Source organism: Marinobacter salinisoli (genome assembly GCF_017301335.1).
GTDB lineage: Bacteria > Pseudomonadota > Gammaproteobacteria > Pseudomonadales > Oleiphilaceae > Marinobacter > Marinobacter salinisoli.
In genome coordinates this window covers 1,249,565-1,263,126 of the sequence record NZ_CP071247.1, presented here as the reverse complement: position 1 = coordinate 1,263,126, position 13,562 = coordinate 1,249,565, and the positions used below count along the sequence as shown (strand labels likewise).

Here is a 13,562-nt window from a genome sequence, read left to right as displayed (position 1 = left end):
GCTATTTGTGACCTTCTGGCGCGGACGGCGACAATGAATAATGAAGTCGCTGATTAGTGTCTCTGAACTAGTCCAGCTCAGGCCAGTATCGGACTGGGCCTCTCCTTACATGCCACGCCTTGCGTGGCTTTTTTTCGCCTGCTTTTCGGTCCCCGCCAGCGCTGGGTTACAATGGCGCCCTTGCAACCACCCCGACAGCACACCGGACACCACCGGAGGCCCGATGAACGCCGACGATTACGCTTTCCGCTTTGGCGGCATTGAACGACTCTATGGCCGGCGAGCCCTGCACGCTTTCCGTGACGCCCACATAGCCATCGTGGGGCTTGGCGGCGTGGGGTCCTGGGCAGCCGAGGCCCTGGCTCGCAGCGGCATTGGCACCCTCACCCTGATCGACATGGACGACATCTGTGTCTCCAACACCAACCGTCAGCTTCACGCGCTGGAGCAGCAATATGGTCGCACCAAGACCGATGCCATGGCGGACCGGCTCCGGGCCATCAACCCACACGCCACGGTGAACGTTCACTTCGGCTTTGTCACGACAAAAAACACCGCAGACCTGATTACACCGGAGATGACCGGCGTGGTGGACGCCATCGACAGCGTGAAAGCCAAGGCCGCCCTGATCGCCCACTGCCAGCGACGAAAAATCCCCGTCGTGTGTGCCGGCGGCGCCGGGGGCCAGATGGACCCGACCCAGATTCAGGTGGCGGACCTGAGCAAAACCACCCAGGACCCCCTGCTGGCCAAGGTTCGCAACCTGCTGCGCCGGGAATACGGTTTTTCCCGCAACCCCAAGCGACGCTTTGGCGTGGAGGCCGTATACTCATTGGAACAGCTAACGTATCCTGCCGGGGATGGCGAGGTATGCCTGCAAAAGCCTGATTCGTCAGGCCCGGTGAGACTGGATTGTGCGACCGGGTTCGGTGCGGCCAGTCCGGTCACGGCCAGCTTTGGTTTCTTTGCCGCATCCCGGTTACTGAACCGAATTGCGCGAAAAGCCAACCAATAACCCAAAGGATTTGACCACAACATGCCCGTCAGCACCGTCATGCTCCTTGCCAGCATTGGCATTCTCTCCCTGTTTTGTCAGTGGCTGGCCTGGCGGGTTCGCATGCCTGCCATTCTGTTCCTGCTTGCCGGCGGCATCGCCGCGGGCCCGTTGCTGGGCTTCCTTGCACCGGAGGCGGTGTTCGGAGATCTGCTCTTCCCGGTCATTTCCCTGGCGGTCGCCATCATTCTGTTCGAGGGCAGCCTGACGCTGCGCTACGAGGAAATTCGCGGCCACGGCAAGATGGTGCGCAATCTGGTGCCGGTGGGCACCATTGTCACCTGCATCATCGGCACCCTGTCCGCCCACTGGCTGCTAGACATCTCCTGGGCCGTGGCGCTGCTGTTTGGCGCCATATCGGTGGTGACCGGACCGACCGTCATTGCGCCCTTGCTGAGATCCGTGCGGCCAGACGCCAAGCTCGCCAACATTCTGCGCTGGGAAGGCATCATCATCGATCCGGTAGGCGCCCTGCTCGCGGTTCTGGTCTTCGAAGGCATTGTGTCCTGGGGCCAGGGCGACGTGTTCAGCCATTCCCTGTTTATTTTTGGCAAGACCATCGCGGTGGGCTTATTGATCGGTGGCGTGGCCGGTTACCTGAACGGGCTGGTACTGCGCAAGCATCTGGTTCCGCAGTACCTGCATAATGCCGGCACCCTTACCTTCATGCTGGGGGTGTACGCCATTTCCAACGAAATGGCGCACGAATCCGGCCTGTTGACAGTCACCATCATGGGTATCTGGATGGCGAACATGAAGCAGGTGCCCATCGAGAGCATATTGGAATTCAAGGAATCCCTCAGCGTTCTGCTGATCTCCGGTCTGTTTATCATCCTTGCCGCGCGGGTTGAATTCAGCGCCATAGCCGCCCTTGGCTGGGAACTGGTGCTGGTGCTGGCCATCCTGATTCTCGTGGCGCGCCCGCTGAGCATTGGGCTGTCGGCGATTGGTACCAAGCTGAACTGGCGGGAACAGGCGTTTCTGAGCTGGATTGCGCCCAGAGGGATCGTGGCTGCCGCGGTTTCCGCGCTGTTTGCCTTCCAGATGGAAAACCTTGGCTATGAAGGTGCCGACGCCCTGGTGCCACTGGTGTTCGTGCTGATCATCACCACCGTTACTCTGCAAAGCCTGACCGCCCGGCCGGTGGCGAAACTGCTCAAGGTTGCAGCGCCTCCGGAGTACGGCTTCCTGATTCTGGGTGCCAATCCGGTGGCCCGGATGATTGGTCGGGCACTGGATAAGCAGGAAGTTCCCGTCACCCTGAGTGACACCAGCTGGGAAAACGTTCGCCAGGCACGGATGGAAGGGCTTCGTACTTACTTCGGCAATCCGGTATCCGAACATGCATCGACACACCTCGAGCTGACCGGGATTGGTAATCTGCTGGTTATCTCACCCTATAAACACATGAATTCGCTGGCCACCTATCACTTCCTGGACTGGTTCGGCAAAGGCCACGTGTTCAGCCTGGCAGAGGGCGATCAAGACCAGAAAGCCCGGCACCAGACGGCGGAAAAAATCCAGATGACGCGGGGCCTGTTTGACGGGGTCAGTTACGCCAAACTGGCGAGCCTGGCCAGCCAGGGCTACACCGTGAAAACCACCCAGCTGAGTGACGAGTTCAGTTATGACGATTTCCTGAGCAAGTACGAGGGACAGGCCTTAGTGCTGTTTGTTTTCGACCGCAAGGGTCATGTTCAGCCGGTGATGAACATGGACTCGTTCAAGCCCGAAGAAGGCTGGATGCTGATCAGCCTGGTACCGCCTCAGGCACGGAAAGAACGAAAATCGAAAGACGGCGGAAACGGCGCAGACAAGGCGGCGAATCCGGCACAACAGCCCGATGCCTGATTTCAGGCACCGGGCATCATGGGTTGGGAAAGGAAAGGGTCAGCGGCAATCCAGAACCAGCTTGCCACGTACGTGCCCGCCTTCGAGCTTTTCATGGGCATCCACCACCCGTTCCATGGGGAAGGCCTGCTCAATGTGCACCCGAACATCGCCGTCTTCAATCAGCTCAGCGATTTCGTCGAGATGGAAAGCGTCAGGACGTACCGTCATGCCATGGGCGCGCAAGCCCATGTCTTCGGCGGCGCTGACAATATCATCGGCGGTGACGGTGGGGATGGTCACCAACACCCCATGTTCACCCAGTGTGTGCAGCGAACGCTTGCCGGCTTCACCGCCGACCAAATCAAGCACCACATCCAGCCCGTAGCACTCTTCGGCAACATCGGTGGTGCGATAGTCAATGACCTCATGCACGCCCAGCTCGGCGAGGAAGTCCCGGTTGCGTGCTGATGCGGTGGCAATCACGTGCGCGCCGCGCTCAAGCGCAAACTGAACGGCGAAATGCCCCACTCCGCCCGCACCGGCGTGAATCAGAATCTTTTGTCCCGACTCCAGCTTGGCCACCTCAAACAAAGCTTGCCAGGCGGTCAGGGCCGCCAGTGGCAACGCCCCGGCCGTCATCAGATCCAGCTCCTCCGGCACGATCGCCAGTTCGTCGGCCTGGGCGAGCGCGTACTGGGCATAACCACCTCCGACCGAGGGAAAACCGATCATGCCCATCACCCGATCACCGGGCACCAACGTGGTCACCGCCTCGCCAACAGCCACAACCTCGCCCGCCACATCGTAGCCGGGCGTCCACGGCAGGGTGTTTTCAATCTGGCGGGCCGCAAAACCCAGGCCCTTGCGGGTTTTCCAGTCAATCGGGTTGAGCCCGGCACCGTGAACCCGGATCAATACCTGTTCGGCATCCGGCTCGGGAATATCCGATTCAACCAACTGCAGGACATCCCGCTCACCAAACCGGTCATAGATCACGTGACGCATGGTGGATTCAGAGGGGGTGTCAGTGGAATTCGCCATGGTGTTCTCCGGACATCTGGGGTTACGGGAATGAACGTCTGTTCAGACTAGCAGAAGATAATAGCAAAGATGGGTCAATCGACACGAAGGCCCTGCCCGCGAGCGACAACAGCCGCGGCAAGGATATCGCGAAAAGCCTGCGGCGCCCGCGCCGGGCGCTGGGTTTCGAGATTGACGCAGGCATGGGTCGAGATGGCACGCGCCAGGGTTTTGCCATCCGCCGGGCGCACCAGCTGAAATTGGCGCGAGGACCGGAGCCGGCCATCAAACCCCGTTATCCAGGTACCCAGCACCAGATGGTCGCCGGTGTTGGCGGCACCAAGATAGTCGATCTCCGTACGCGTAATGGCCATGGCCCGGCCGGTGCGCTCATGCAGGTCCCAGGTCATGCCGAGGCTTGCAATATGCGCCCAGCTGACCTCCTCCAGCCAGCGTACGTACACCACGTTGTTGGCATGCCCCAGCCGATCGGTGTCGTCGGCGGCCACCCTGATTTCCATGGTGAAAGGATCGGGAAGATCCCAGTCGATCGCGCCATCTGCGCTCATGCATCGTCTCCGAGTTCAGGAATCGCGTGTAATGGCAGGCGCCCGATACGGTCGTTGTGCAACGAGCCGAAATACAGATAGCCATTGTGCGGGTTGACCGAGGTGATCTCCTGCAAATGGGTGCCTCGGGTATCGTGCAGACTGGTAATCACATTGCCATCCCGGTCGAAGGCCACCACCAGCCCATATTCCTGTGGTTTCGGCTTGAGGCTGTCCGGCAACTTGGCCACCAGATCCTTCAGCCAGGGCGTCCGGTGCAGCGCATCGACCTGTGCGTTCCTCAGAGTCGGAAAGGCCACCCAGTAACGTCCCTCGGAATCAACCGCCAGGTTATCCGGAAAGCCCGGCAGGTTATCGGCAAACACTTCGGCCTGCCCCGCCTTGGGCCCGGTAATCCAGTACCTCAGGATACGGTATTTCCAGGTTTCATTGACCAGCACAAAGGCACCGTCCGGTGATACCGCCACGCCATTGGCAAAGTGCAGGTTACCCAGCAGAACTTCGGTTCGACCGGTACGCGGCGTGTAGCGCAGCAGCCGGCCCCAGGGCCGCATTTCGAGCAGATCCAACCGGTAATCCGGCTGTTGGAAGCGGGAACTGGCATCGCTGAAGTAGATCCGGCCGTCGGGTGCAATATCGACGTCGTCAGTGAACCGGAAGGGCGTGCCCTCGGCTTCCCGGGTCAGCAGCGTGGTTTCTCCATCCGGAGCCACCGAGAGCAGCCCCCGCCAGGCGTCCGCAACGATCAGGTTGCCGTCCCGGTCGAAGACCATGCCCAACGGTCGGCCCTCGGTTTCCAGCCAGGTTTCGATGCGGCCATCGGGGAACAGACGGACAATGCGGCCGTCCTGAGTACCCGAGTAAAGCACACCATCGGCGCTGACAGCGGTATCTTCCGGGCCGTACACCTTGCCCCGGGCAAGCAGGTCCGCCAGCCTGAGGCGCTCATTGGGGGCCAGCGGGCCGGTCAGCGGCGGCGGAGACGGCGGCGACCAGGCCCGGCTATCAATGGGGGATGGAGCCAGCAGAAAGCCTCCCGCCAACACAAACAGCACCAAGCTCCCGATCATCAGCCATCTCATAGACCATCCCCGCCTGCGTATGTCGTTCCCTAGTCTTGGCCCCTACCTTAGCAGACTGCACCCGGGCCCTGAACTTGCAGACCGCTCATTGTCATGCATTTTTGGCCAGGAAACGCCGGCTCAGGGCGGCAAACGTTTCGGCCTTTTCCGCGTGTAGCCAGTGCCCGGTGTCCTTGATGATACGAAGCTCAGCGGACGGAAACAGGCGCTGGATTTCCTCGCGGTGCTTTTCCTGAATGTAAGCGGAATTCTCGCCTTTGATGAACAACACCGGGCCGGAATAGGGCCCGTCGCCTTGAGGTGCCCGGGTCAGGTTATCGTAGCTGGCCTCGATAACGGGCAGATTCAATCGCCAGCGGAACATCGGCCCGCTATCTGACTGCTCTTCACGGGGCACGCGTTCGAGATTCTTGAGCAAAAACTGACGCGTGGGTACTTCCTCGACGTACTCAGCCAGGGCCTTGTCCGCCTCCTGTCGCGAACGCAGGACCGACAGATCAAGGCTGCCCAAACCCTCAAGAACCGCATCGTGGCGGGGGTGGTAGTCCACCGGGGCGATATCAGCGACCACCACCTGCTCTACCCGCTCCGGCGCCATCAACGCCATTTGCATAGCCACTTTGCCACCCATGGAGTGCCCGAGAATCGAGGCACGGTCCAGCCCCTGGGCGTCCATGTAAGCCAGAACGTCCCGGGCCATGGCCGGATAATCCATGCTATCGGTATGAGGCGAACTGCCATGATTGCGCAAATCCAGGGCGTGAATCTGCCACTCGTCCTGCAACCGACGGGCAATTCCGCCCAGGTTTTCCAGCGACCCGAACAGTCCGTGCATGAGAATCAGCGGCTTGCCGTCGCCAGTGATACGGTAGTTCAGATCAACAGTCATCAGGGTCTGGCCTCCGGTTAAATCAGGTTTGCGCGAGAACCGCTACATTACCACCCACACACCCGTGGGCAAGCTCTACCAAGGCGGAATTGCAGACACAAAAAAACCGGGGAGTCCCCGGTTTTTCTTCCCATGCCTGGCTGAGGCGATCAGCAATAGAAAATGCTGTTCAGATACTCGGCCAGCGCCATCACGTTTTCACGTTCGGATTGTGTGTGCGGTACAAAAATTTCCTGTTCCATAGCGACCTCCCGGGACTGCTTGTCCATTGCTTCAACCTTCTGAAAACAATGTTATCGTTACTGTCATGACAAACCGTTGACAGGCTGTCTCAACTATTTGACATTTTGTACCAATCTTCGGAACAGGCTGTTAACGTAGGGACACATGACCGTGAATGCGCCTCTGGCTGAAAACAACGATAAACCTCTGGTCGCCGCATCCAGCACCCTTGCCCTGGTTCATTACCTGCAACGCCAGGGTGTACTTGATGCCGCCAAGGTAGAGCCCATTCTCGGCCACACCATTGAGGCCCTGTCCGCGCCCGACCTGCGCATCCCTGCTGACGCTCATTACCAATTCTGGCAATACGCTGAGCGCGTCACCGGCGACCCCGGAGTCGGGCTTCATGCCGGCCAGGTGGTGGACCCTGAACGTATGGGGCTGGTGGGCCATGTGTTCTTTAACTGCGACACGCTCGGCGAGGCCGTTACCCAATATGTCCGGTTGCACCGGCTGATTAATGAATCGGTTACCCTGAGTTTTGAGCAAACCGGCAATGAAGCCATTCTGACCTGGCAACCGGACGGAGCAGAGCATTACTGCCGACAAGACATGGATCGCACCCTGGCCGCAGCCCTGTGCCGCACCCGACACTTCATCCACCCGACGATCACCGCGCAATGGGTCGAGGTAGCACACCCCAGGCCGGACTACGCCAGCGAGTACGAAACCTTGCTGGGTGGACCGGTGCGCTTCGATTGCCCGACTACCCGGCTGGCGTTCAGCAGCGATCACCTGAGCCACCCGATACCCAAGCGCAATCCCTACGTGTATTCAGCGGTACTCAAGCAGGTCAACGGCCTGCTCGCCCGCCTGGGTTCAAGGCGTTCCTTCGGCCGCAAGATCCGGCGTCTGATCTCCAAACAGATGTCCACCGATCGGATTGATGCCGATACGCTGGCGAAGAAGTGCCACATGAGTCGGCAGACTCTCTACCGCCGGCTGAAGCGGGAGGGGCTCAGCTTCCACGATCTGGTGGAGCAGGTTCGTCAGGACAAAGCCCTGCGGTACGTGGCCGGAGACCACTATGCGCTGGGCGAAATCGCGTTCCTGCTGGGTTTTTCCGAACTCAGCGCGTTCAGTCGCGCCTTCAAGCGCTGGACGGGACAGTCACCCGCTCAGTACCGGGCCAAACACCAGCCCCCGAAGACCACATCCGACAAACATTCCAACATCGCAAAAGGCTCACGCTGATATGGTGGAGTCCTGGGCTTTGATAGTGGCCATTGGTGTCATCTACCTGACGGCACTGGGCTGCATCTATCGGATCCTGCTCACTTACCGGACAGCCCAGGGCGCCATCGCCTGGATCATCGGCCTGCTTGGCCTGCCCTACCTGACCGTACCCTTGTTTCTGTTGATCGGGCGCAACCGGTTTGGCGGTTACGTCAAAGCCCGACGTATGGGCGATGAATCGCTCACCAACCTGCTGGATTATTTTGAGCAGCAAACCACCTCGATCAGCGAACCGGCCGACCGCCATTTCACCGATGAACTGCAGGTGTTGTGCAGCCTGGGCCGGCAGCCATTCACCGAGGGCAACCAGTGCCGGTTGCTGCGCGATGGCGACGACACCTTCGATGCCCTGTTCGAGGCCATGGAAAACGCCCGCCGATACATCCTTCTGGAGTTCTATCTGGTGCGCTCGGACCGGGTCGGCCAGCGCATCAAGAGCATCCTCAAGCGCAAGCTCTCCGAGGGGGTAGAGGTCTGGTTCCTGTATGACGATATCGGCTCGGTATGGCTCCCCAGACACTACCTGAAGGAGCTGAGCAAAGCCGGTGCCCATGTGGCCTCGTTCGGCGATGGTAACGTTCGTCGCAGGCGCTTTCAGATCAACTTCCGGAATCACCGGAAACTGCTGGTGTGCGATGGCCTGGTGGGATTTGTTGGCGGCATCAATCTCGGTGATGAATACCTGGGCACCGCAATCGATCAGGAACCCTGGCGCGACACCCACTGCCGCATCGAAGGACCAGCGGTTACCGGCCTGCAGCTGGCCTGGCTGGAGGACTGGAACTGGGCCAGCGATGAAGTGCCGTCGCTGGACTGGGCGCCCCACGAGGCCACCCCGGGCGAGGACAAGGTGCTGATACTGCCTACGGGCCCGGCCGATGAGTGGGAAACCTGCACCCTTTTCTTCCTCAACTGCATCAACAACGCGCGGCGCCGGCTGTGGATTTCCTCGCCCTATTTCGTGCCGGACGTCCAGATCATGCACGCACTGCAACTGGCCGCGCTGCGGGGCGTAGACGTGCGCATCCTGATTCCGGAAAAAGCCGACAGCCGGATCATTGGCCTGGCTGCGTACTCTTACCTGGCGCAGGCCGCCCAGACCGGCATCCGGATCTATCGCTACCAGCCGGGGTTCCTGCATCAGAAAGTGGTACTGGTGGACAACCGCTACGCCGCCGTCGGCACGGCCAATCTGGACAACCGGTCGATGCGGCTGAATTTTGAGATCTCCATGATCACCACAGCCGCTCATTTCGTGGCAAGTGTGGAATCCATGCTGAAGGATGATTTCGGCAATAGCCGAACAATGACCGAACAGGACTACCAGGCACGGTCCATTGTCTTCCGCCTGACCTGTCGGGCCTTGCGGCTACTCGGGCCACTGTTCTGAGCAGAGGATGCGCCTCTGGTCTGGCGGCCCCGGAATGTGCGAATATTCCCTGACAACCCAGTGGCGCCTTAGCGATATAACAATATGAATGCGTTCAAGCCCAGAGAAACCCTGACCGAGCAGGTCGCCCGCCATATTGAAAACCTGATTGCCTTTGGCCAGCTTCGCTCCGGCGAGCGAATCTATGAAGCGGCGATGGCCAAGGAAATGAACGTCAGCCACGGCTCGATCCGCGAAGGCTTGCTGCTTCTCGAAAAACGCCACCTGGTGCGGAACGTGCCACGCAAGGGCGCCTTCGTGACGCCACTGGATGAGTATTTCGTACGCAGCCTGTACGAAACCCTGCAACTGTACCTGACCCATACCGGCCAGAAGCTGGCAAAGAACTGGAAGCCGGAGGACATGGAACGACTGGAATCACTGCACGCACAGATGCAAGAGTGCTACGACCGCAGTGACCTGATGGCGTTTCTGGAATTGGGCATCGAATACACCAAGGCCTCACTGGCCTACGCCGATAATTATTTCATCGTTGCCGCCATTGAGGATCTGTGGCCCTCTGCCAAACGGTGCGCGTTCGTGGCTTTCCAGAAAGGCGGCAAACATGTGCTGGAAGATAATCTGGCACACATGGAGGAATCCATTGAGGCCATTCGGGCGCGAGACGACCAGCGACTGGCAGACATCCTCGGTCGCTACGCGTTGCAGCAATGCCAGCAGGTGCTGGCAGCCATCCGCAGCACCGACCGCAAGGGCGCCTGATCAGAATGCATCGTAGAACAGCTCGGGGAAGGAGTAACCGATATTGAGATAGGCCCCCCAGGTATCGGCATTGCTGTACGCGAGCGCCAGCTGAACCGGACCAAGGAAAGTGTCAACGCCGCCAAACACACTCCAGGACCGCACGGTATTGCCCCAACTGACATCACTCAGTGACTCCCAGGCGTTACCCACCTCAAATCCCGCGCCGGCAAAAACCGGCACCAGTGGCCCACCGAAGTTCTTACGCCCGTACATGGCCGCCATCAGAGCGTTATCCCCGCTGATTTGCCCAGGCCCCAGAGCCGACAGCCGCCGGAACCCACCCAGCCGGGCCGCATTTTCGAGTCCCGGCTCGCCCCGGGTGACAAGCTCTCCATAGAACAGACCGGTCAGGTTGAAATCCTGCCAGGTGTCTGTGCCCAGGCCCATCCCGGTAATCGTATCAAAGCTTCTGTCGGAGCCGAGGCCATCCCGGTCGATACGGCCCCGCAGGCCGGCGAAGGTTCCGTGCGAGGGGTAGAAGGCATCGTCCAGCGAGTCATGCACCCACTGCAGGCTAATCCCGCCCTGCTGGATATCGTCGTCGTCAATGACCGCCTGGCCAACCAGTTCATCGACGGTGGCCTTGCCCCGGAAGTACTGCAATCGGACTTCGTTGTCGGAGCCCACCTCCATGCCCAGCGCCACATCCACCAGACGATGAGATACTTCCAGTTCAGCGACCGGATCATTGCCGCCTTCGTAAACTCCGAAAATATCCCGGTCGTACTCGGCGCCTACCACCAGAAAACGCTCGTAGCCGTAATCCAGCGGCTGGTACCACTGGGTACGCACCCAGGGCTCCGTGCCCAACTGGACACCGGTGGCCCATTCCGCCCCCAGATCGTTCAATTCCGTTAAGGTGAGGCCTGAGGCCAGGTTGAAGCGGGTGTCACCATCGAAGTTGTCTTCGTAGCCCAACCCGAAAGACAGATAATTGGGCCCCCAGCTTTTCTCCTGCACCAGGATATTCAGAATCGTGCCCTCGGCCGACGGCGACACGGAATAAGACACGGTCTCGTAGTAGCCAAGGCCGTAAATCCGCTTCAGATCGGCTTCCAGAACATCCACTTCCAGCGGCATGCCTTCCTGCTGCTGGATACGCTCGCGCAGAAACTGGGTCGCCAGTGCGTTGCCGTGAATGATATTGATGCGGGCGATACGACCGACCCGGAAGCTGCCGCCGCCCCGGCGTTCCTGATACTGCGCCCACTGCTTCTTCGGCACCGTTAGCCCTCGAAGCTCTACGGCGTGTTCCCGGGCCGCCGTGGCGCCGAGTTCAAACAGCACCAGGCCATCGTAGAAATCAGCGGAGGTGTAGCCCTCCAGGTCCGGCTGGATCAGCACGTCCCGCTCGCCCAGCAGTTTCAACTGCTCATCGGTGTTGCGGCGGGTCATCAGGGTAGTCAGCTGTCCGACCACCGTGAATGCGCCGGTCAGCTCTTCCGATTCGAGCAGCGTATCACTGATGTCGACCGCGATAACGATCTCAGCCCCCATGCTCCGGGCCACGCTGATCGGCAGGTTATTGGCCACCCCGCCATCCACCAGCAAGCGGCCATTGCGGCGCACCGGTGCATAGACGCCGGGAATGCTCATGCTGGCACGCACGGCTTCGGCCAGGTTGCCCTCGGCCATCACCACCTGCTCACCGGTTTCGAGGTCGGTGGCAATGGCCCGATAGGGAATAGCCAGCAGATCGAAGTCCTCGACAAGGGCGTCGTCACGGGTCAGCTCATTGAGGATAAAGCCCAGATTCTGGCCAGCGACAATACCACCGCCCATCCGAAAACCGTCGGCACCCACGCCGATACCCGGTGCGAGCGGCAGGCGAGTTTCATCCTTTTTGCGGCGCACCGGCTTGTAAATGCGGCCCGGGTCGTCCTTGAAGCTCGCCACCCAATCCAGCTTGATGAAGCGACTTTCAATTTCCTTGACCGACATGCCCGAGGCATAGAGGGCCCCAACCGCCGCTCCCGCGCTGGTTCCCACCACCACATCCACGGGAATCTTCATTTCCTCAAGCACCCGCAGCACACCGACGTGGGCCATGCCCTTGGCGCCGCCGCCACTGAGAACCAGGCCCACCTTGGGACGCTCTGCTGCATGGAGCATGGGCGCGACGAAGGCGCCCACAAGGGTGAACAATAATAGGATGCGTTTCACTGCCACAAGATTCCTTTCTTCACGAGGGCTGGAGAGGCCGTTACTGCTTGCTGCCTGTTTCCTCATCGGCCAGCGACAGATGGGACACATCGGGAACCATGGGCGGCGGCAGATCCTCTTTGACACCAAGATCACTGCCCGTCGGCGCCAACGACCAATCGTCCAGATGCTGGAATGCCGGAGCCTCAACCGTTGCCGACTCCGCCAGGGTCACCCCGGCCGGATCCAGACTCAATCCGGACCCGGTCAGAATATCGTCCACCTTTTCACCGGCCACTGGCAGGCGTTCACCGGGTTCGGTTTGCGGAACCTTACCGGCTGCCGCACCGCCGGTTGCAGAGGCCGGTTCGGCGGCCCGAGCCGGCTGTGCCGGTGCGGCTGCCGTCGGACGAGGTGTCGCGGCCTCAGGTGCAGGCGCTGCGCCCGGCATCGGATGCACATACGCAACCATGCCATGCTTGGCCAGAACGGCCCGATATTTTTCCGCTTGTGCCTCTTCGAGCTTGTTCCGGATCACCACCGGCTGGCCGCTAAACATACGATCGACCTGCTCGACACTGGCCTTGAACAGTGCCCGCGCGTTGTTGCGGGCGCTCTGAGTGTCGGTGCCCGGAACGCACTCGCCTTTAAACACAAGCTGAAACATGCCACTTCCTCTTCTACGTATACCGCTGTTTATTGTTCAGAATAGTTGATAACGTCGCGATCAGCGCCGGTCTGGCACCTTTCCTCAGTGTCAGATAACTGCAAACATTTGAAAAAATTTTTGCCCGGATTGTTTAAAATGCCAACCAGTTTGCAAAAATAACCCACGACATAAATTTACACTTCGTTACATATGACAAAAAAGTCACCGGCGGCGTCACCATGAAAAATTCCAGTCTCCACTGCCTCCTCGCCGCAACGCTGATGTTGTCAGCGTTGCCGGCCCAGGCCGAAAACCTGGACCTGCTGATGAGTCAGGTATTCGCCCATGACGAAGCCACCTACATCGGGTACGAGAGCGTGGAACGTGAAGACATTCCTGTCGCGTCGGCCATTGATCGCAAGTACCTGATCGTCGACTTCCGATTTCCGGCCAAGCAACCCCCGGCCGAACAGCTCCAGGCCAGTGTGCACAAAGTCTGTATGACTCTGCTCAAAGACCGCGCACTGATCCGCGAACTGTCCGATTCCGGTTATGACATGGTATCCGTTGCCTTCGACCGTCGCTCGCAATTTGATTGCCTGTAACCTTTAC

General features: G+C 59.9%; 12 protein-coding genes. 6 read left to right on the top strand and 6 right to left on the bottom strand.

Features of this window, described 5'->3' with window-relative positions:
- Nucleotides 1–223 precede the first annotated feature (223 nt).
- Nucleotides 224–1,015 (top strand): tRNA cyclic N6-threonylcarbamoyladenosine(37) synthase TcdA, encoded by a 792-nt coding sequence (gene tcdA, locus LPB19_RS05690; RefSeq protein ID WP_206645132.1) that lies wholly within the window; start codon nucleotides 224–226, stop codon nucleotides 1,013–1,015.
- A gap of 21 nt (nucleotides 1,016–1,036) precedes the next feature.
- On the top strand, nucleotides 1,037–2,905 hold the full coding sequence (locus tag LPB19_RS05685) for a cation:proton antiporter (RefSeq protein WP_206645131.1): 1,869 nt from the start codon (nucleotides 1,037–1,039) through the stop codon (nucleotides 2,903–2,905).
- 39 nt (nucleotides 2,906–2,944) lie between these two features.
- Here LPB19_RS05685 and LPB19_RS05680 read toward each other — a convergent pair whose 3' ends face one another.
- The 4 genes from LPB19_RS05680 to LPB19_RS05665 all read right to left on the bottom strand — a co-directional run bounded on the left by LPB19_RS05680 (nucleotide 2,945) and on the right by LPB19_RS05665 (nucleotide 6,447).
- A complete protein-coding gene (locus tag LPB19_RS05680) occupies nucleotides 2,945–3,928 on the bottom strand; it encodes an NADP-dependent oxidoreductase (protein ID WP_206645130.1) in 984 nt (327 codons plus the stop codon).
- Between the two features lie 74 nt (nucleotides 3,929–4,002).
- A complete protein-coding gene (locus LPB19_RS05675; RefSeq protein WP_206645129.1) occupies nucleotides 4,003–4,476 on the bottom strand; it encodes an acyl-CoA thioesterase in 474 nt (157 codons plus the stop codon).
- Nucleotides 4,473–5,558, bottom strand: a complete 1,086-nt coding sequence (locus LPB19_RS05670) for an SMP-30/gluconolactonase/LRE family protein (protein ID WP_206645128.1) — start codon at nucleotides 5,556–5,558, stop codon at nucleotides 4,473–4,475. The genes LPB19_RS05675 and LPB19_RS05670 overlap by 4 nt, the downstream gene beginning before the upstream one ends.
- Nucleotides 5,559–5,649: 91 nt before the next feature.
- Complete coding sequence (locus LPB19_RS05665; protein ID WP_206645127.1) at nucleotides 5,650–6,447, bottom strand: alpha/beta fold hydrolase; 798 nt, start codon at nucleotides 6,445–6,447, stop codon at nucleotides 5,650–5,652.
- Between the two features lie 387 nt (nucleotides 6,448–6,834).
- On the opposite strand from LPB19_RS05665, the gene LPB19_RS05660 reads away from it, so the two are divergent.
- The 3 genes from LPB19_RS05660 to LPB19_RS05650 all read left to right on the top strand — a co-directional run bounded on the left by LPB19_RS05660 (nucleotide 6,835) and on the right by LPB19_RS05650 (nucleotide 10,117).
- The gene (locus LPB19_RS05660; protein ID WP_206645126.1) at nucleotides 6,835–7,923 is read left to right on the top strand and encodes an AraC family transcriptional regulator; all 1,089 of its coding nucleotides are present in this window, start codon (nucleotides 6,835–6,837) and stop codon (nucleotides 7,921–7,923) included.
- A 1-nt stretch (nucleotide 7,924) separates the two neighbouring features.
- Nucleotides 7,925–9,355: a cardiolipin synthase gene (cls, locus tag LPB19_RS05655; RefSeq protein WP_206645125.1), complete on the top strand. Its 1,431-nt coding sequence runs from the start codon at nucleotides 7,925–7,927 to the stop codon at nucleotides 9,353–9,355.
- 84 nt (nucleotides 9,356–9,439) lie between these two features.
- The gene (locus tag LPB19_RS05650) at nucleotides 9,440–10,117 is read left to right on the top strand and encodes a GntR family transcriptional regulator (RefSeq protein WP_206645124.1); all 678 of its coding nucleotides are present in this window, start codon (nucleotides 9,440–9,442) and stop codon (nucleotides 10,115–10,117) included.
- Here LPB19_RS05650 and LPB19_RS05645 read toward each other — a convergent pair whose 3' ends face one another.
- Nucleotides 10,118–12,322 carry a patatin-like phospholipase family protein gene (locus LPB19_RS05645; protein WP_228289224.1) on the bottom strand — a complete coding sequence of 735 codons (2,205 nt, stop codon included), beginning with the start codon at nucleotides 12,320–12,322 and terminating at the stop codon, nucleotides 10,118–10,120.
- A 40-nt stretch (nucleotides 12,323–12,362) separates the two neighbouring features.
- On the bottom strand, nucleotides 12,363–12,968 hold the full coding sequence (locus tag LPB19_RS05640) for a hypothetical protein (RefSeq protein WP_206645122.1): 606 nt from the start codon (nucleotides 12,966–12,968) through the stop codon (nucleotides 12,363–12,365).
- A gap of 263 nt (nucleotides 12,969–13,231) precedes the next feature.
- Here LPB19_RS05640 and LPB19_RS05635 point away from each other — a divergent pair, with 263 nt between their 5' ends.
- Nucleotides 13,232–13,555, top strand: coding sequence for a hypothetical protein (locus LPB19_RS05635; RefSeq protein WP_206645703.1), 324 nt, complete (start codon nucleotides 13,232–13,234; stop codon nucleotides 13,553–13,555).
- Nucleotides 13,556–13,562: the final 7 nt, after the last annotated feature.